General features: G+C 55.4%; 20 protein-coding genes and 1 other annotated feature. Of the genes, 6 read left to right on the top strand and 14 right to left on the bottom strand.

What is annotated here, in order from left to right; translation table 11 throughout:
* Positions 1–243 precede the first annotated feature (243 nt).
* Positions 244–810: an acetate uptake transporter gene (satP, locus tag IPZ49_RS09700; protein WP_022647004.1), complete on the top strand. Its 567-nt coding sequence runs from the start codon at positions 244–246 to the stop codon at positions 808–810.
* Here satP and IPZ49_RS09695 read toward each other — a convergent pair.
* The 3 genes from IPZ49_RS09695 to tal form a co-directional block, all read right to left on the bottom strand.
* Complete coding sequence (locus IPZ49_RS09695) at positions 787–2,109, bottom strand: MFS transporter (protein WP_023305417.1); 1,323 nt, start codon at positions 2,107–2,109, stop codon at positions 787–789. The two genes, satP and IPZ49_RS09695, sit on opposite strands and share 24 nt — an antisense overlap.
* Positions 2,110–2,231: 122 nt before the next feature.
* Positions 2,232–2,819, bottom strand: coding sequence for a molybdopterin adenylyltransferase (gene mog, locus IPZ49_RS09690; protein ID WP_003856479.1), 588 nt, complete (start codon positions 2,817–2,819; stop codon positions 2,232–2,234).
* Between the two features lie 110 nt (positions 2,820–2,929).
* Entirely contained in the window at positions 2,930–3,883 is a 954-nt protein-coding gene (gene tal, locus IPZ49_RS09685; protein WP_003856481.1) for a transaldolase, read from the bottom strand.
* Between the two features lie 262 nt (positions 3,884–4,145).
* Here tal and IPZ49_RS09680 point away from each other — a divergent pair, with 262 nt between their 5' ends.
* Both IPZ49_RS09680 and yaaA read left to right on the top strand, forming a co-directional pair.
* The gene (locus IPZ49_RS09680) at positions 4,146–5,579 is read left to right on the top strand and encodes a sodium:alanine symporter family protein (RefSeq protein WP_063146406.1); all 1,434 of its coding nucleotides are present in this window, start codon (positions 4,146–4,148) and stop codon (positions 5,577–5,579) included.
* Between the two features lie 66 nt (positions 5,580–5,645).
* Positions 5,646–6,419, top strand: coding sequence for a peroxide stress protein YaaA (yaaA, locus tag IPZ49_RS09675; protein ID WP_063146405.1), 774 nt, complete (start codon positions 5,646–5,648; stop codon positions 6,417–6,419).
* Between the two features lie 31 nt (positions 6,420–6,450).
* On the opposite strand, the gene IPZ49_RS09670 is transcribed toward yaaA, so the two are convergent.
* The 7 genes from IPZ49_RS09670 to yjjY form a co-directional block, all read right to left on the bottom strand.
* Entirely contained in the window at positions 6,451–6,738 is a 288-nt protein-coding gene (locus IPZ49_RS09670; protein WP_022646999.1) for a DUF2502 domain-containing protein, read from the bottom strand.
* Between the two features lie 247 nt (positions 6,739–6,985).
* Positions 6,986–8,272: a threonine synthase gene (gene thrC, locus IPZ49_RS09665; protein ID WP_063146404.1), complete on the bottom strand. Its 1,287-nt coding sequence runs from the start codon at positions 8,270–8,272 to the stop codon at positions 6,986–6,988.
* Between the two features lie 3 nt (positions 8,273–8,275).
* Complete coding sequence (gene thrB / locus IPZ49_RS09660; protein ID WP_023299286.1) at positions 8,276–9,205, bottom strand: homoserine kinase; 930 nt, start codon at positions 9,203–9,205, stop codon at positions 8,276–8,278.
* A gap of 1 nt (position 9,206) precedes the next feature.
* Entirely contained in the window at positions 9,207–11,669 is a 2,463-nt protein-coding gene (gene thrA / locus IPZ49_RS09655; protein WP_023305415.1) for a bifunctional aspartate kinase/homoserine dehydrogenase I, read from the bottom strand.
* A gap of 24 nt (positions 11,670–11,693) precedes the next feature.
* Positions 11,694–11,811: a sequence feature (Thr leader region), on the bottom strand.
* A complete protein-coding gene (thrL, locus tag IPZ49_RS09650; RefSeq protein WP_015572623.1) occupies positions 11,750–11,818 on the bottom strand; it encodes a thr operon leader peptide in 69 nt (22 codons plus the stop codon). (Overlaps the previous feature by 62 nt.)
* Before the next feature lie 211 nt (positions 11,819–12,029).
* Entirely contained in the window at positions 12,030–12,716 is a 687-nt protein-coding gene (locus tag IPZ49_RS09645) for a tRNA/rRNA methyltransferase (RefSeq protein WP_063146403.1), read from the bottom strand.
* Positions 12,717–13,115: 399 nt separating this feature from the next.
* Positions 13,116–13,256, bottom strand: coding sequence for a protein YjjY (gene yjjY / locus IPZ49_RS09640; RefSeq protein ID WP_001541509.1), 141 nt, complete (start codon positions 13,254–13,256; stop codon positions 13,116–13,118).
* 95 nt (positions 13,257–13,351) lie between these two features.
* Here yjjY and arcA point away from each other — a divergent pair, with 95 nt between their 5' ends.
* On the top strand, positions 13,352–14,068 hold the full coding sequence (gene arcA, locus IPZ49_RS09635) for a two-component system response regulator ArcA (RefSeq protein ID WP_003856501.1): 717 nt from the start codon (positions 13,352–13,354) through the stop codon (positions 14,066–14,068).
* Between the two features lie 48 nt (positions 14,069–14,116).
* On the opposite strand, the gene creA is transcribed toward arcA, so the two are convergent.
* On the bottom strand, positions 14,117–14,587 hold the full coding sequence (creA, locus tag IPZ49_RS09630) for a protein CreA (RefSeq protein WP_003856503.1): 471 nt from the start codon (positions 14,585–14,587) through the stop codon (positions 14,117–14,119).
* Positions 14,588–14,801: 214 nt separating this feature from the next.
* On the opposite strand from creA, the gene robA reads away from it, so the two are divergent.
* Positions 14,802–15,671: an MDR efflux pump AcrAB transcriptional activator RobA gene (gene robA / locus IPZ49_RS09625; RefSeq protein WP_022646995.1), complete on the top strand. Its 870-nt coding sequence runs from the start codon at positions 14,802–14,804 to the stop codon at positions 15,669–15,671.
* Here robA and gpmB read toward each other — a convergent pair.
* A complete protein-coding gene (gpmB, locus tag IPZ49_RS09620; protein WP_006810187.1) occupies positions 15,668–16,315 on the bottom strand; it encodes a 2,3-diphosphoglycerate-dependent phosphoglycerate mutase GpmB in 648 nt (215 codons plus the stop codon). The two genes, robA and gpmB, sit on opposite strands and share 4 nt — an antisense overlap.
* A gap of 48 nt (positions 16,316–16,363) precedes the next feature.
* On the opposite strand from gpmB, the gene yjjX reads away from it, so the two are divergent.
* Positions 16,364–16,879 (top strand): inosine/xanthosine triphosphatase, encoded by a 516-nt coding sequence (gene yjjX, locus IPZ49_RS09615; RefSeq protein ID WP_022646994.1) that lies wholly within the window; start codon positions 16,364–16,366, stop codon positions 16,877–16,879.
* Between the two features lie 27 nt (positions 16,880–16,906).
* Here the strand turns inward: yjjX and trpR are convergent, their stop codons facing one another.
* Positions 16,907–17,236, bottom strand: coding sequence for a trp operon repressor (gene trpR / locus IPZ49_RS09610; protein ID WP_003856511.1), 330 nt, complete (start codon positions 17,234–17,236; stop codon positions 16,907–16,909).
* Positions 17,237–17,291: 55 nt separating this feature from the next.
* Entirely contained in the window at positions 17,292–19,229 is a 1,938-nt protein-coding gene (gene sltY, locus IPZ49_RS09605; protein WP_063146402.1) for a murein transglycosylase, read from the bottom strand.
* Between the last annotated feature and the right edge of the window lie 42 nt (positions 19,230–19,271).

The following is a 19,271-nucleotide window of genomic DNA, read 5'->3' as shown; positions in this document are numbered from 1 at the left end:
GGGCAGAACGTGCTTTTTCAACTGCCCAGATTTGATTTTTTTCAGGTCCACACACTGCGGTTGCTTACAAGATGGGGTCACAACGGCATCCATCAAGGGGGAAGGATAAAAAATTTTTTAATTTCACCCCGATGAGATCATAGACGGCGCCGATGCCGCCCATTATGATGCCGCGCCCCGTCAGGGAGAACTGGCGCGGGTTTAACCATTTCACCATATTAATGATGATTTTTTTGAGGACTTATGGGCAACACTAAGTTGGCTAATCCGGCTCCGCTGGGCCTGATGGGTTTTGGCATGACCACCATTCTGCTGAACCTGCACAACATCGGGATGTTCCCGATGGACGGCGTAATCCTGGCGATGGGCATTTTTTACGGCGGTATCGCGCAAATTTTCGCGGGCCTGCTGGAATATAAGAAAGGCAATACCTTCGGCTTAACCGCCTTTACCTCTTACGGTTCGTTCTGGCTGACGCTGGTCGCCATTCTGCTGATGCCTAAAATGGGCCTGGCAGATGCTTCAAACGCCCATTTCCTGGGCGTGTACCTGGGACTGTGGGGCGTGTTCACCCTGTTCATGTTCTTCGGCACCCTGAAGGCGAACCGCGCGCTGCAATTCGTCTTCCTGAGCCTGACCGTGCTGTTCGCTCTGCTTGCCGCGGGTCACCTGGCGGATAACGAAGGCATCGTTCACGTTGCCGGCTGGGTCGGTCTGGTGTGCGGCGCAAGCGCTATCTACCTGGCAATGGGTGAAGTGCTGAACGAGCAGTTCGGCCGCACCGTATTACCGATTGGTGAAAAACACTGATCCCTCTGTCGTGCCCGCGTCGCGGGCACGACATCCCTCTGACTGGCGAAGCCACATCCCCAATACCAGCCCCATCAGCGATAACGCCAGCACGTACCATGCAGGTGCAAGGGGTGACAGCCCCATCAACACCGTGACCACAATCGGGGTCAGCCCACCGAAAATGGCATACGAGACGTTATAAGAGAATGAGATGCCGGTGAAGCGTACCTCCGGCGGGAAGGCGCGGACCATTACGTACGGTACGGCGCCAACGACGCCCACGCACAGCCCGACGATGCCGTACAGCAGGAACAACTGTTCAGGATGGCTGCCCGCAAGATGGTAGAATGCCCAGCTCGACGCGGCCAGCAGCAGGCTGCCGACAATAAAGGTCACGCTGGCACCGAAACGATCCGCCGCCAGTCCCGCGGCCAGACAGCCAAAGCAGAGCATAATTGTCGCGATACTGTTCGCCTGTAACGTCACAGCAGGCGCAAAACCGTACTGTTTTTGCAGCCAGACCGGCGACATCAAAATGACCACCACGATACCCGCAGACAGCAGCCAGGTCAGAAGCATCGACACGACTACCGCTTTTTTATGCCGCACTACTACGGTTTTTACCGGCAATTCTTGCGCCAGCGCCTTCCGCTGCTGCATTTCCAGAAATACTGGCGTCTCCTGCAACCAACGTCGCAGGTACATTGCCACCAGCCCAAACGCCCCGCCCAGCAGGAACGGGATACGCCAGCCCCAGTCGTGAACGGCCTGTTGCGTCATGCTGGTATTGATGATGGTTGCAACCACGGAGCCAAGCAGAATCCCGATCGTCAGTCCTGCGGTCAGGGTTCCGCACGCAATGCCGATGCGGCGCACCGGGACGTGCTCAGCGACAAACACCCACGCGCCCGGCACTTCCCCGCCGATGGCCGCGCCCTGAAGAATACGCATCAGCAGCAGCAATAACGGGGCGATAATGCCCATCGACTCATAGGTAGGCAAAAGGCCAATCGCCAGCGTCGGCACGGCCATCAGCAGGATGCTGAGGGTAAACATCTTCTTGCGCCCAACCAGATCGCCAAAGTGCGCCATAACAATGCCGCCCAGCGGACGCGCCAGATACCCGGCAGCGAAAATGCCGAAGGTTTGCACCTGACGCAGCCATTCAGGAATATCCGCCGGGAAAAACAGCGCCCCCACGACGGCGGCGAAGAAGACAAAGATGATGAAGTCGTAAAACTCCAGCGCGCCGCCCAGAGCAGCGAGCGTGAGGGTTTTGTAGTCCTGTCGATTCAGAGGTCGGGTGTTATGTGACATAGCGAACCATTGTGCATGTGTTGTGGATTATTTTTTACAGCAATCGTAAAGAAAAAATTACTATATCGTAAATCCATTTACACGCTACTGCGGCTGGCGCTAATGTCACATTTAAAGCATTTTCAGGAGATTGTTTCGCGGCGAGCGCTTTTAGGGCGAAATGCTGCTACCACATTGCCGTCAGTTTCCACGTACGGACCGTCAAGCAGTTGTATACAATACGGTACACTTGCAAAGATACCGTGGACGATAACGCTGCCGTCTTCGGCTTTTACTCCTTCCAGCGTTTCTTTTATCGACTTCGGCTGCCCCGGCAGGTTCAGGATCAGCGCCTGTTTGCGGATCACCCCGACCTGACGGGAAAGAATGGCCGTCGGGACAAAGTGTAGACTGATCTGGCGCATCTGTTCACCGAAGCCCGGCATTTCACGATCGGCGATAGCCAGCGTCGCGTCCGGCGTTACATCGCGGCGCGCGGGGCCGGTTCCGCCCGTCGTCAGCACAAGGTGGCAGCTCATCTCATCCACCAGCTCACACAGGGTCTGCTCGATGATCGGCTGCTCGTCCGGGATCAGGCGAGTCTGGATCTCAAACGGGGTAGTGAGCGCGCTGCCCAGCCACGCTTCCAGAGCAGGGATGCCTTTATCCTGATAAACACCGCTGGAGGCGCGGTCAGAAATCGACACTAAGCCGATGCGTAAGGTATTCATATCCATTCCATTCAAAAAGTACTGATTAAAGGGAATGATACACGCAGAGAGAAAATTCAGACAGAGGCGGGGGAAAGAGGCGTGACCGGGAACCCGGTCACGCAGAATGATTACAGCAGGTCGCCGATCATTTTTTCCAGTTTTTCCTGGTCGATAGCAAACTTACGGATACCGTCCGCCAGTTTATCTACGGCCATTGGATCCTGGTTGTGCTGCCACAGGAACTCGGACTCGGTGATGCGCTCTGGGCGCGCTTTCACTTCACCGGTGTAGGACAGTTTACGCTCGATAGCACCTTCGCTTTCTGCCAGCTCTTTCAGCAGCGCAGGGGCGATGGTCAGGCGGTCACAGCCAGCCAGCTCAATGATTTCACCGACGTTACGGAAGCTTGCGCCCATAACAACGGTCTCATAGCCGTGCTGTTTGTAGTATTCGTAGATTTCCGTCACGGAAATCACGCCTGGATCTTCAGACGCCGCATACTCTTTCTTGTCGGTGTTGGCTTTGTACCAGTCCAGAATACGGCCCACAAACGGAGAAATCAGGTATACGCCAGCTTCGGCACATGCACGCGCCTGTGCGAAGGAGAACAGCAGAGTCAGGTTACAGTTGATCCCTTCTTTTTCCAGCTGTTCAGCGGCGCGAATGCCCTGCCATGTAGAGGCCAGTTTGATCAGGATACGGTCGTTGCTGATGCCCGCATCGTTGTACAGTTTGATCAGGCGTTTTGCTTTGGCAATAGACGCTTCGGTGTCGTAGGACAGGCGAGCATCAACTTCAGTAGAGATACGGCCAGGAACGAGCTTCAGGATTTCCAGACCGATGTTTACTGCCAGTTTGTCAGTCGCATCCACAACCTGCTGCGCGCGGTCATTGCTCTGTGCTTTTGCCCAGGTCACCGCCTCGTCGATCAGTTTGCGATACTCAGGGATCTGCGCGGCGTTAAGGATCAGAGAAGGGTTGGTTGTAGCATCCTGCGGCTGGTACAGCTTCATTGCCGCAATATCTCCGGTGTCAGCGACGACAGTGGTGAACTGACGAAGGGAGGTCAATTTATCCGTCATGATAGTGTTTCTCTTTTAACGTTCCCTGGATAATTCACACTACCGACAGCCTGCCAGCAGCGGAAAAATGACAGGTTTACTTGTTAGGGGGATGTAACCGGTCTGCCCTGATGATAACACGAGTGAGAGGCAGCGCAACCGCAGACAGTGCGCTTAGGCAGAGTATGATAAACTCAGAATATTAACAGGCTGCTAAGTAACAGCATGCACAATCAGTGGTAGCGCTTACATATTCACGTTGGCATCAACAAGAGGGACGTTAGTGCCTGATTTCTTTTTCTTTATTAACGAAGTTCTCTGGGGTTCAATCATGATATACCTGCTTTCAGGGGCAGGTATCTGGTTTACGTGGCGCAGCGGACTGATTCAGTTTCGCTATATTCGCAAATTTGGCAGAAGTCTGAAAAACAGCGTCACACCACAGCCGGGCGGCCTGACCTCATTTCAGGCGCTCTGTACCAGCCTGGCCGCGCGCGTCGGCAGCGGTAACCTGGCCGGTGTCGCGCTGGCAATCGGCGCGGGCGGTCCGGGCGCGGTATTCTGGATGTGGGTGACGGCGATTATCGGTATGGCCACCTCCTTTGCTGAATGCTCGCTTGCGCAGCTCTACAAAGAAAAAGACGGCAACGGTCAATTTCGCGGCGGCCCCGCCTGGTATATGGCTCGCGGACTGGGAATGCGCTGGATGGGCGTCCTGTTCTCAATCTTTTTACTGATGGCCTATGGTCTTATTTTCAATACCGTTCAGGCTAATTCCGTCGCCCACGCGCTGCGCTTTGCCTTCAATTGTCCGGAGTGGCTGACGGGCAGCGCGCTTGCCCTTCTCACCCTGCTGACCATTGTGACCGGGCTGAGAGGGGTTGCCCGCCTGATGCAGTGGCTGGTTCCGCTGATGGCGCTGCTGTGGGTGTCAACCAGCCTGATGGTATGCGCGATACATATCGACGAGGTGCCGAACGTCATCGTCACCATTTTCCAAAGCGCGTTCGGCTGGCGCGAAGCGGCTTCCGGCGCGCTGGGTTACACCCTTAGCCAGGCTCTCACTGCGGGTTTTCAGCGAGGCATGTTCTCCAACGAGGCGGGAATGGGCTCCACGCCGAATGCCGCCGCAGCGGCCGCATCCTGGCCCCCGCATCCCGCCGCGCAGGGCATTGTACAGATGATTGGCGTCTTCACAGACACCATTGTTATCTGCTCCGCCAGTGCGATGATAATGTTGCTGTCCGGCGCCGTTGAACATCCATCCGGCAGTACAGCAGGCATTCACTGGGTACAACAGGCGCTGGTCTCCCTCGTCGGCGGTTGGGGCGCAGGCCTTGTCGACCTTGTCGTGGGGCTTTTTGCCTTCAGTTCTATTGTGGTGAACTATATCTATGCCGAGAACAACCTTATTTTCCTGAAAGTTGACTCGCGTCTTGCCCGCAACATCCTTCGCGCGGGTGTGCTGGCCATGGTATTTGTCGGTTGCCTGCTTAGCATGCCGATGATCTGGCAACTGGCGGATGTCATTATGGCGCTGATGGCCATCACCAATTTGACGGCAATTTTGCTTCTTTCACCGGTTGTGGCGCTGATCGCGCGCGATTATCTGCGTCAGCGCAAGCTCGGCGTACAGCCCGTCTTTGACGCCTCACGCTATCCCGAAATCGAATCACAAATTGCTCCTGGCACCTGGGATGATTTGCCGCGGCAATAACAGCTATCGATCAATTCAGGGCGATTTTTTGTTAAAGTCGCTCTAAATTTCCTGCAAGGACTGGATATGCTGATTCTGATTTCACCTGCCAAAACGCTCGACTACCAGAGCCCGCTCGCCACTGAGCGTTATACCCAGCCGGAATTGCTGGACTACTCGCAACAGCTGATCCACGAGGCGCGTAAGCTTTCGGCTCCGCAAATCGCTTCGCTGATGAGCATCAGTGATAAACTCGCCGACCTGAACGCCACCCGTTTTCATGAGTGGCAGCCTGACTTCACGCCCGCTAACGCCCGCCAGGCGCTGTTGGCCTTCAAAGGTGACGTCTACACTGGCCTGCAAGCAGAAACGTTTAGCGAAGCCGATTTCGATTTTGCCCAGCAGCATCTGCGCATGTTATCCGGCTTGTACGGGGTGCTGCGCCCGCTGGATCTGATGCAGCCATATCGTCTGGAGATGGGTATCCGCCTGAAAAACGCCAAAGGCAAAGATTTGTACCAGTTCTGGGGCGATGTCATTACCGATAAGCTTAACGCGGCGCTGCAAGCCCAGGGGGACAACGTGGTGATCAACCTGGCCTCCGATGAGTACTTCAAATCGGTGAAGCCGAAAAAGCTGGATGCGGACATTATCAAGCCGGTGTTCCTCGACGAGAAAAACGGCAAATTTAAAGTGATCAGCTTCTACGCCAAAAAAGCGCGCGGTCTGATGAGCCGTTTCATCATTCAAAACCGCCTGACGAAGCCAGAGCAGCTCACTGGCTTTAACAGTGAAGGGTATTTCTTCGACGAGGCATCGTCAGGAAAAAACGAGCTGGTGTTTAAGCGTCACGAGCAATAAAAGACAACCCCGCCAGCTGGCGGGGTTTGTGTTAATGGTGCTTCCGGTCCGGCCCCGGGCGATGATCGTCATGACGGTGATGATCGTGACGATCGCGATGTTCATCGTGCGGACGCCAGTGGTTATCGCGCCAGTCATAGTGCGCTTTCCACCAGTCATGGTCGCGCCAGCGGCCGCCATCCCAGTAGTGTCCGTTATTATCCCGATCGCCAATTTGCAGTTTTACCGCAGGGACGAGGGTGATCTCAGCTGCCTGCACCGCCATGGGAGCGACCAGCATCAGTGAAAGCGCGATAAGTGCAGGTTTCAGTGTAGACATAGGTGACTCCTTATTCTTCTTGCCCAACGTGGGCCGATGTAAGGAGAGTACGTGATGGGAACGGTGGATGTTATTCTCTGCAATCCTAAACCCTAAGTGACCGCATTTATTGGGAATTTCTGCTTTTTTCCTGCTGTTTTTCTCCTTATTTTCTCCATAAAAAGCCGGGTGGCGGCTTCGCCTTACCCGGCCTACTTTCTGAAATGTTCCAGGCCCGGTAAGGCGTAGCCGCCACCGGGCAATAAACTCACGCTCGGGTCATCATCAGCTTACGCAGTGCGGCAAAGTCTGCGGGCAGCTCATGGGACAGCAACGGCAGGTCGGCGCGCTCGGCCAGCTCTTTTGGCAGCGGCAGCGTTTCACCCAGGATCGCTTCCACGCTCTCTTTGAACTTGGCCGGATGGGCGGTACCGAGGAACAGGCCATACTCACCCAGTTGAAGCTGATCGCGCAAGGCACGATAGGCAATCGCCGCGTGCGGCTCAGAGGTATAGCCCACCGCTTTCAGCTCGCGCATGGTGGCTTTCGTGGTTTCGTCCGTCACCGCTGCGTAGCCCAGGTCGCCCAGACGCCAGACCTTACGGCGGAACAGCTCTTCCACACGCGGCCAGTTGTTAGGCTGTGACACATCCATCGCATTGGAGAGCGTGGCCTGCGTCGCGTTCGGCGCCCATTTTCCGTCCTTCAGGAAACGCGGCACGGTGTCGTTGGCGTTGGTAGCGGCGATAAAGCGCTTCACCGGCAGGCCGAGTGATTTCGCCAGCAGGCCCGCCGTCAGATCGCCGAAGTTCCCGCTTGGCACAGAAACTACCAGCTGATTGCGCGCGTCCTGCGGCAGCTGGGCCACCGCTTCGAAGTAGTAGCAGATCTGCGCCAGCAGACGGCTGATGTTGATGGAGTTGGCAGAGTTCAGCCCCAGCGCCGCCTTCAGCTCTTCGTCATCAAAGGCCTGCTTCACCAGCGCCTGGCAGGCATCGAAATCGCCGTCGATCGCCACGGTTTCAATGTTGCCCCCAAGAGTGCAGAACAGTTTTTCCTGAAGCGGGCTGATTTTGCCTTTCGGATAGAGGATCACCACGCGGACGTTTTTCAGGCCGTAGAACGCATGAGCCACCGCCGCACCGGTATCACCTGAGGTCGCGGTCAGGATGGTCACCGGTTTGTCGCCGCTGATGTGGGTCAGCATCTGCGCCATAAAGCGACCGCCGAAATCTTTGAACGCCAGCGTCGGGCCGTGGAACAGCTCCAGACAGCCAACGTCAGGCTCCACCTGCTTCACCGGGGCCGGGAAAGCAAACGCCGCGCGCACGCGCTCTTCGAGCAGCTCCTGCGGGATTTCGTCGCCAATAAACGCAGACAGAATTTTGGTGCTGCGGGTGACAAAGTCCTGCTTAAGCAGTTCATCGATTTCAGTCAGTTGAAATTCCGGCAGGTCGTGGGGGAAGAACAGCCCCTGATTTTTGCCCAAACCCTGCGTTACCGCCTGCGCAAAGCTGACCTGCTCGTTATGATCTTTAAGGTTGTAGAGTTTCATTCGTTATCCCAGTACTCGTGCGCCAGCCGTGTCCAGACGGCAAATATGAACAAAGCCTTCCTGATTTTGCAGGTAGTGTTTAGAGAGCCAGTCCGCCACGCGCTGCGCGGTGTCTGGCTTGTCGCATAAGGCGAACAGCGTTGGGCCGGAGCCGGAGATGCCGCACGCCTGTGCGCCGATATCCATGGATGCCTGTCGCGCTTCGTTAAAGCCCGGCAGCAGCTTCGTGCGATACGGCTCGGCAATAACGTCTTTCATCAGTTTCGCCGCCAGCTGCGGCTGTCGGGTATAGCAGGCATGAATAAAGCCCGCCAGATGACGCCCGTGGGCGATACAGTCCTGACGACGATACTGCGCCGGCAGGATCGCACGCGCTTCGGCGGTAGAAACCTTAATGCCCGGATAGGCAAGCACCCACAGCCACTCATCAAACCCTGGCACCTGCTGGCTGATGATGCCATTTTCTTCAATCATCAGCTGCATGCCGCCAAGGAAGCACGGCGCCACGTTATCATAATGAATGCTGCCGGAGATGCGCCCTTCCAGCTCGCCCATCAGCGCCAGCAGGCGGCTGTTGTTCAGCGGCTTGCCGCAGTGCTCATTCATCGCCACCAGCGCGGCGACCACCGAGCAGGCGCTGGAGCCGAGTCCCGAACCAATCGGCATGCTCTTTTCCAGCGTCATGGCGACCGGCACGTTTTTACCGATCTCCTGACAGAAGCGTTCCCAGCACTGATAAACGATATTCTCACGCGGTTCAGGCGGCAGCTTGCTGGCAAAACGGCCGACGTTATTCAGGCTGAAGCGCTCTGCCGCCTCAACCGTTACCGTATCGCCCAGCAGCGAACCATCCACCGGCGTAACCGCCGCGCCCAGCACGTCAAATCCGACGCTCATATTGGCGCTGGAAGCCGGGGCATATACTTTAACCATCTTAAACTCCTAACTTCCATGACAGGGTACGCAGCAGATCGGCAAACACGCCCGCCGCCGTCACATCATTCCCTGCGCCATAGCCGCGAAGTACCAGCGGCAGTGGCTGATAATAATGGCTGTAGAACGCCAGGGCGTTCTCGCCGTTTTTCACCTTGTACAGCGGATCGTTGCCATCCACTTCGGCAATCTTCACGCGACAGACGCCGTCTTCTTCAATATTGCCAACATAGCGCAATACCTTACCTTCATCACGGGCTTTCGCAACGCGGGCGGCAAAGGCGTCGTCAAGCTGCGGCAACCTGGCCATAAAAGCGCTGACGTCGCCGCTGTCATCAAATTCTGCTGGCAGCACCGGCTCAATCACGATATCCGAAAGCTCCAGCTCGCGGCCGGTTTCGCGCACCAGGATCAGCAGCTTACGCGCCACATCCATACCGGAGAGGTCGTCGCGCGGATCCGGCTCGGTGTAGCCCAGCTCGCGCGCGGCGCGGGTGGCTTCCGACAGGCTCATCCCTTCGTCCAGCTTGCCGAAGATAAACGACAGGGAGCCGGAGAGGATGCCGGAGAAACGCTGTAGTTCGTCGCCCGCGTTCAGCAGGTTTTGCAGGTTCTCGATGACCGGCAGGCCTGCGCCCACGTTGGTGTCATACAGAAACTTGCGGCGCGACTTGCTCGCCGCCAGACGCAGCTGGTGATAGTAATCCATCGACGAGGTGTTGGCCTTTTTGTTCGGCGTCACCACATGGAAACCTTCGCGCAGGAAATCCGCGTACTGATCGGCCACAGCCTGGCTGGAGGTACAGTCGACGATCACCGGGTTAAGCAGGTGATACTCTTTCACCAGACGGATCAGACGACCCAGGTTGAACGGCTCTTTCGCCTCTTCCAGTTCCGCCTGCCAGTTTTCCAGGTTCAGACCGTGGACGTTAGTCAGCAACGCTTTCGAGTTCGCAATTCCGCAGACGCGCAAATCGATATGTTTCTTCTTAAGCCACTCCTGCTGGCGCTTTACCTGCTCCAGCAGCGCGCCGCCGACGCCGCCGACGCCCACCAGGAACAGCTCAATCACCTGGTCGGTGTTGAACAGCATCTGATGCACCACGCGCACGCCGGTAGTGGCGTCATCGTTATCCACGACAACGGAAATTGAACGCTCTGATGAGCCCTGGGCAATCGCCACGATATTGATATTGGCCCGCGCCAGGGCGGCAAAGAATTTGGCGGAGATTCCGCGCAGGGTGCGCATGCCGTCGCCTACCACGGAGATCACGGCCAGACGCTCCTGAATAGAGAGCGGCTCCAGCAGCTCTTCTTTCAGCTCCAGGTAGAACTCTTCTTCCAGCGCGCGACGGGCGCGCAGGCAATCGCCCTGCGGGACGCAGAAGCTGATGCTGTATTCGGAAGAAGACTGCGTGATCAGCACCACGGAGATCCCATTACGGGACATGGCCGCAAACACGCGTGCCGCCATGCCAACCATACCTTTCATACCCGGGCCAGAGACGCTGAACATCGCCATGTTATTAAGGTTCGAAATGCCTTTTACCGGCAGGTCATCTTCATCAGCGCTGGCGCCAATCAGCGTACCCGGCGCCTGCGGATTACCGGTATTTTTAATCAGGCAAGGGATCTGGAACTGGGCAATCGGGGAGATGGTACGTGGGTGAAGCACTTTGGCGCCGAAGTAGGAAAGCTCCATCGCTTCCTGGTACGACATCGACTTCAACAGCCTGGCGTCCGGCACCTGGCGCGGGTCGCAGGTATATACACCATCAACATCAGTCCAGATCTCACAACAGTCTGCACGTAAACAGGCCGCCAGCACGGCAGCGGAGTAGTCAGAGCCGTTACGCCCCAGCACCACCAGTTCGCCCTTCTCGTTACCGGCGGTAAAGCCTGCCATCAGGATCATGTGGTCAGACGGGATTTTGCTCGCCGCAATGCGGCGTGTCGACTCGGCAATGTCGACGGTGGATTCAAGGTAGTGCCCCACAGCCAGCAGTTTTTCAACCGGATCGATGACCGTCACGTGGTGACCGCGCGCTTCCAGCACGCCTGCCATGATGGCGATAGAGAGTTTTTCACCCCGGCAAATTAGCGCCGCGTTGATGCTGTCCGGGCATTGACCCAGCAGGCTGATACCGTGAAGGACGTGTTTAATCTGGGCAAATTCGAGTTCCACGGTGCTTTTCAGCTGCGCCAGCGGGAAGCCAGGCTGGGCGTCTGCCAGCCCCTGAAGCAGTTCAGCGAAGATACGTTCGGCGTCGCTGATGTTCGGAAGTGCATCCTGGCCACCGATGGTTTTTTCAATCATCGCCACCAGGTGGTTCGTGATTTTTGCCGGGGCAGAGAGCACGGTAGCAACCTGCCCCTGCCTGGCGTTACTTTCCAGGATATCGGCAACACGCAGAAAACGCTCTGCATTTGCCACTGATGTACCGCCGAACTTCAACACTCGCATGGTTCTACCTCATTTCCTTTAGCCGAAAAAAAAGCCCGCACTGTTCAGGTGCGGGCTTTTTTCTGTTTTTCCTGTACGCGTCAGCCCGCATCGTTACCTGTGGTAATGATGATGGTTGTAGTAATGGTGGTGATGCTGATGCGTTTCATGGATGTTGTGTACTCTGTCATTATTATCTGTCTGTGCTCTATTCTTTTAGGGTTAAAGGATCGGACACCTTAAGTCAATGAATTTTTAATTTGATCACAATTCGGGACATTCTCACGTCCCGCTGCGTGCAGAATTATTTTCATCGGAATACCCCAGATGCAACCCCAGACATTAGCAGGATCGGCCATAATAAAAACTTATGACACTATTTTACTCGGCTAATTTTTTTTCAATATCATGAAGCAATCGGTGCAGCATTGCCGTGTCGCGCTGTTCAAGACGCCCCAGGCGCTGCTGTAACCAGTCCACCATTTTTTGATCGTCAGCGACGCCCAGTTGCTCGAGAAGCTTATCTGTACGAATACGCAGCGCCGCCAGCTGGTTTTCATCCGTTACTGACGCTGGCGGCTGAGAAATTTGTATTAAGGATGCTAATTGATAGCAGTACACCATCACCGCCTGCCCCAGATTGAGTGACGGATAATCCGCCACCATCGGCGCGCCCGTCAGGACGTCAGCCAGTTCCAGTTCTTCGTTAGTTAGCCCGGAATCTTCTCGCCCAAACACCAGCGCGGCTTTCTCCTGCCACTGGCTTTTCTCTTCCAGCATTGGCACCAGTTCAGCAGGCGTGGCGTAATAATGAAACTTCGCCCGGCTGCGCGCGGTCGTCGCGACGGTAAACGAAATATCGTGCAACGCCTCAGCGAGCGTAGCGTAAGTGGTTATATTATCGAGAATATCACCCGAACCGTGCGCCACCCATCGCGCAGCAGGCTCCAGATGCGCCGTGCTGTCTACGATACGCAAATCGGTAAAACCCATGGTCTTCATGGCACGCGCCGCAGCGCCAATATTTTCAGCTCTTGCTGGTGCCACCAGCACAATCGACAGATGCATTTATGCTCTCTTTTTAATCAGTTAGCAGGTAAAAATGTGATTCACTTCAACATATTACGCAGCACGAATTTACAATTTTGCAACACAAATCACCGAAATAGCGTTTCATAACAATTAAAAAAAGCTAAACTATTTTGTGGCTGAACAATCAGTTAGAATGTTAACAGAAGTCCATTATCCTTATGTTTTGTAATGATAATGACCTTATGAATACTCTTTTCCGATTGGATTCGTACCGTTTATCAATCAATGTCCGCAACTAGTTGGTTTATTGAAAAATTGTGACAAAGGCTAGCATTCAGCTACGATGATTTCATCAAACTGTTAACGTGCTACAATTGAACTTGATATATGTCAACGAAGCGTAGTTTTATTGGGTGTCCGGTGTCACTTAGCCTGTTATGTTGCTGTTAAAATGGTTAGGATGACAGCCGTTTTTGACACTGTCGGGTCCAAAGGGAAAGTACCCACGACCAAGCTAATGATGTTGTTGACGTTGATGGAAAGTGCATCAAGAACGCAATTACGTACTTTAGTCACGTTAAGCCGATCATGTTAATTTGCGACATGCATCAGGCAGGTCAGGGACTTTTGTACTTCCTGTTTCGATTTAGTTGGCAATTTAGGTAGCAAACATGCAGACCCCGCACATTCTTATCGTTGAAGACGAGTTGGTAACACGCAACACGTTAAAGAGCATTTTCGAAGCAGAAGGCTACGATGTCTTTGAAGCGACCGATGGCGCAGAGATGCATCAGATCCTTTCTGAAAATGATATCAACCTGGTGATTATGGATATCAATCTGCCGGGCAAAAACGGGCTTCTTCTGGCGCGCGAACTGCGTGAACAGGCGAACGTCGCGTTGATGTTCCTGACAGGCCGTGACAACGAGGTTGATAAAATTCTTGGTCTGGAAATCGGCGCGGATGACTACATCACCAAGCCGTTCAACCCTCGCGAGTTAACCATTCGTGCACGCAACCTGCTGTCCCGCACCATGAATCTGGGTACGGTCAGTGAAGAGCGTCGTAGCGTCGACAGCTACAAATTCAACGGCTGGGAACTTGATATCAATAGCCGTTCGCTGATTAGCCCGAACGGTGAGCAGTACAAACTGCCGCGCAGTGAATTCCGCGCGATGCTGCACTTCTGCGAAAACCCGGGCAAGATCCAGTCCCGTGCAGAACTGCTGAAGAAAATGACCGGTCGTGAGTTGAAGCCACACGATCGTACCGTTGACGTAACCATCCGTCGTATTCGTAAACATTTCGAATCTACACCTGATACGCCGGAAATCATCGCCACGATCCATGGTGAAGGCTATCGTTTCTGCGGTGATCTCCAGGAGTAATCCTCCCGTCACGCAGTAAAAAACGGCGCTTTTGCGCCGTTTTTTTTATCAATGCCACGGCATAATCGGCACCGCGCTAATCGCGTTTTTCGGTGAGCCTTCCACGACTTTGTCGGAATAAGCCAGATAAGCCAGTGTGTTGCGCTTCGCGTCATAAAAACGGACCACCTGTAGCTTTTTGAACACCAGCGAGGTCCGTTTCTGGAATACAACGTCGCCCTGCGCTTTGCCGTTTTTAATTTTGTCACTCAATTCCACCGGACCAACCTGCTGGCAGGAGATGGCCGCGTCAGACGTGTCTTCAGCCAGCCCCAGGCCGCCTTTAATCCCGCCGGTCTTCGCCCGGCTGACATAGCAGGTGACGTTTTTAACGTCCGGATCGTCAAAGGCCTCCACCACAATTTTGTGGTCCGGCCCAAACATTTTAAACACGGTGTCCACGGAGCCAATTTGCTCCGCCTGTGCCACGCGCCCTGCCATCAGCGCCAGTGCTGCAAAGACTAAAACCTTGTATTTCATATTGTTACCATTCATAAAAATTACGCTGAGCGATTATTCAACAGGTTAGATAAAAATGTAGCAAGATCACAGGATTAGAATATATCCGCACTTAAATCACCACAAAAAGCATTTATGCGCAAAAAAAACACTGAATGCTAAAACGTCAAAAAATGCTATTATCCGCTAACCTGTAAACAGGCACCTGCGGCAGTTTTAAGGATGAGGATAGTATATGGATCAGGCTGGAATTATTCGCGACCTGCTCACCTGGCTGGAAGGTCATCTCGACCAGCCTTTGTCACTGGATAATGTGGCGGCAAAAGCAGGCTATTCCAAGTGGCATCTGCAAAGGATGTTCAAGGATGTCACCGGTCATGCTATCGGTGCCTATATTCGCGCACGTCGTTTATCAAAGTCTGCTGTCGCGTTGCGCCTGACCGCGCGACCAATCCTGGATATTGCCCTGCAATATCGCTTCGATTCACAGCAAACCTTCACTCGCGCCTTTAAAAAACAGTTCTCGTTAACGCCAGCGCTTTATCGCCGCTCGCCGGACTGGAGCTCCTTTGGTATGCGTCCGCCGCTGCGTCTGGGCGAGTTTGCGATGCCAAAATATGAAATCATCACCCTGCCGGAAACGCACCTGGTCGGCACCACGCAGAGCTACTCCTGTTCCCTGGAGCAGATCTCCGAGTTCCGCCATCAGATGCGCGTTCAGTTCTGGCGCGAATTTTTAAGCCACGCTCCGGCGATCCCGCCGATTCTGTATGGCCTGAACGAAACGTATCCAAGCCAGGAAAAAGATGACGAGCAGGAAGTGTTCTATACCACGGCGCTGACGCCTGACATGGCGAACGGTTACATTCATGGCTCGAAGCCTGTCGTGCTGGAAGGCGGCGAGTATGTGATGTTCTCATACGAAGGGTTAGGAACGGGCGTTCAGGAGTTCATCCTGACCGTTTACGGGACCTGCATGCCAATGCTGAATCTGAATCGCCGTAAAGGTCAGGACATTGAGCGCTACTATCCGGCGCAAGATGCAAAACCGGAAGAAGGCCCTATCAATCTGCGGATGGAATTCCTGATTCCGGTACGTCGTTAACGCTGCAACTCATCCAGTGCAGGGGCATCAAGATGCGAAATGTCCCCTGCCATCTCAACCACCCACCCCGATGCCAGCCAGGCACTTTCCTGATAGTCGATACGGGAAATGGAACAGTTGCGCAGACGCAAACGGCGCTCGGCGTAAGCCGGCAGCCCCAGAATGGTACTCACCAGGCAACCCAGCGCGATACCGTGGCTCACCAGCAGCGGTCGGCTACCTGCCGGGAGTTTCAGGCACTCGGCCAGCGCGGCATGCATGCGCACGCTCAGCTCCTGCATGGATTCCCCCTCAGGGATGCGACCATCTTCAGTGCCGTTCACCAGCGTGCGACGCCAGCCTTCTTCGGTTTCCGTCAGCGTATCGATAGGGCGTTTTTCCAGCACGCCCATATCCAGCTCGCGCAGGCGCGGTTCAAGGGTCACGTCGCAGCCACAGGCATCGGCGATGATGCGTGCCGTCTGCTGCGTGCGGCCTAAATCACTGGAGATGACGTGAGTGATACCCAGCGTTCTGGCGCGCTCCGCCACCTGCCACGCTTGCTGCACACCTTTGTCGGTGAGAGGACTGTCTGACTGGCCTTGAATACGTCGCTCGGCGTTCCACTGCGTTTCACCGTGGCGAACAAGGTATACCTGTAACATGCTTTTTTTCCGTTATACTGCGATGAATTTTTTAAATCGAGCTTAATTATGCACCATGTTGTCTCTGCTACCACCAATCCTGCCAAAATTCAGGCAATTCTAAGGGCATTTGAAGAGATCTTCGGCGAAGGATCCTGCCATATTGACGCCGTCGGCGTCGAGAGCGGTGTGCCGGAACAGCCGTTTGGCAGCGAGGAAACACGCGCTGGCGCACGAAATCGCGTGGCGAATGCAAAAGCCGCCGCGCCAGATGCTGACTTCTGGGTCGCGATTGAAGCAGGTATCGACGAAGGGGCGACCTTCAGCTGGGTTGTCATCGAAAGCCGCGAGCAGCGCGGCGAAGCGCGTTCAGCCACGCTGCCGCTGCCGGAGGTCATACTGGAGAAAGTCCGCGCGGGTGAGGCGCTGGGGCCGGTAATGTCGCACTACACCGGCATTGATGAGATTGGTCGTAAAGAGGGGGCGATTGGCGTCTTTACCGCGGGCAAGCTCACCCGTTCGAGCGTTTACCACCAGGCCGTTATTCTGGCGTTAAGTCCGTTCCATAACGCGATTTATCGTTAAGTTTGTAGGCCGGATAAGGCGAAGCCGTCATCCGGCGTTTTTCAGCAATACCGCTTCAAGCCACTGACGCAGTTCAACCGGCGCCGACTTCAGGCTGTTTGAACCCCGGGTAATCGTCGCGATGCCCGCGCCCAGCTCGTTTTTCAGTTCACGCTGGCTCATTTCGCCACGCAGCAGTTCCTCAATAATGCGTACCCGTGTACCCAGCGCTTCACGCTCGTCTGGCGTCAGCATCAGCTGTAGCAAGGGTAAATGCAGATCTTTGTCGTAAGACTGGCGGAGCAACTCCACAAAACGAAGCCACTCCTGATGACGCTGTTCGGCCATGGCCGAGGAATACGGGGAATGCTGGGTCATGTTATGCTGCCTCTTGTACTCATTAGCGAGTACAGCATAACACAACCCACGCCGATCAGTAACGTCTCTGCCACTCGGCATCGCTCATCAGGGCATCTTTCTCCCCCATGAAGTGCCGATAGTAGGCGTCATACGCCAGCACGTTCTTCACATATCCGCGCGTTTCCGAGAACGGAATGCTCTCGACGAACGCCACGGCGTCGAGTCGCCCTGCGCTGTTACCAAGCCATGTCCGCACGCGGCCTGGCCCGGCGTTGTACGCCGCTGACGCGAAGATACGGTTATTACCGAACTGCTGATAGACGTACTGCAAGTAGCTGGTACCGATGTTGATGTTGGTCTCCGGATCCAGCAGCTGGGACGGGCTGCTGTAGCCTGGGATATTAAACATCTTCACCGTGTGCGTCGCGGTGCCCGGCATAATTTGCATCAGGCCGCTGGCCCCCACCGGCGAACGCACTTTCGGGTTCCAGGCGCTTTCCTGACGGGCAATGGCCATCGCGTAGCTTTGCGGAATATCTTTGCCGCTGGTGTAGCGATCGAACAGATCCTTATAAGCCAGCGGGAAACGCTCTTCGAGATGATCCCACAGCTTGCCGGCGATCGTCGCCTGCACGCTCAGATCCCACCAGCGATTATCAAACGCATAGCGGGCAAGCTGCGCCTTCTCGTCGGTGGTACGGCTGGTGACCAGGTTGGCCCATTCGCTGCGCGCGGTATTATCCAGATTCCAGTACATCAGCTCGCGCACGCGCGCCATTTCCGGCCCCTGCGTCAGCGCCGGGTTCGCGTTGGCTGGCGCTTTGTCGATCTTCAGTGTGTACTCCTCGCCCAGACGCTGCGCCGCCGCCATCGGGTAGAAGCCGCGCTGCTGCATCAGGGACTGGAGGATCGCTTTGGCTTCGTCTTCACGACCACGCTCCAGCAGCAGGTCCGCCTGCCAGTAACGCCATTCATCTTTCTCTTTAGCATCCATCGGCAGGCGCGCCAGCCAGGTATTGAGGCCACGACGATCGCCCGTTCCCAGCGCCATGCGCACGCGACGCTCCACCAGCGAGACAGAGTTTGAACGCATTACCGCGTCGTCACGCCAGCGCGCCTGTTCGTCGGTGACATCTGTTCCCATCAGTCGCCATGCCACAATATCGCGCAGTTCCTGGGTTTGATCGTCATTAAGCTGCTGGGCCTGCACCAGCTGCGGGATCATCAGCCGGGCGTTTTCCACATCCTCACGCGCCACGCTGGAAAAGGCCACCGCCGCCATCTGGCGGGTAAAATCGGTCGCGCCGGTGGTACGCGCAAACGTCAGCACGGTATTGGGATCGTTTGCCAGACTGATAACGGCAGAGGCAATGGTCTGATAATCCGCGGGCATCTGGCCCGCCAGCACGGTAACCAGCCGGGTGTTACCGGCCTTCATCGCCAGGCGAATACGTTCCAGGTAAGAGAGCGGATCCTGCTTGCCCGAGGCGCGCCAGGCGCTGAACAGCGGGTCACAGGCGTTTGGCTGGCTTTTGCCCGTCAACCACAGCTCTTTCGCGCCGGTCCAGGCTTCCTCCTGCTGACCGGTCGCCCATTTCGCATAATAGTAATTACACTGCGCTTCCGTCGCGCCCGGCTTATCCGGGCTGAAAGCCAGCAGGCCGCGCCAGTCTTCGCGACGGGCCAGCTCGTTCACAAACCGTGACTTCAGGGTGCGCGCAGGCGGCAGTGTCGGGTTCGCCTGAATGAAGTTATTTACGGTGACGGTCGGTTGATTCATGAGATCATCAGTGATCTGACGATACTCCAGATACGGATACAGCGGATAATCCTTCAGCGTCGGCATCAGCGCCTGCACGGTATCCATCTGCTTGTTGTCCCATGCCTGCTTAATCTGGGCATAGCGGTTACGTTGTTCATCCAGTGAATCGGCATGCACCGCCTGGCTTACCGCCATTACGCATACGCTGGCAGCCAGCAGACGCCAGACCACCCGTTTGGCTTTTTCCACAAGCTCTTCCTCATTGTTTTTCGTCAGTTGCAGCGTCTTGCC

The sequence above is a fragment of the Enterobacter cloacae complex sp. S2 genome (assembly GCF_015159675.1).
Lineage (GTDB): Bacteria > Pseudomonadota > Gammaproteobacteria > Enterobacterales > Enterobacteriaceae > Enterobacter > Enterobacter intestinihominis.
This window is presented reverse-complemented; position numbering and strand designations above follow the sequence as displayed.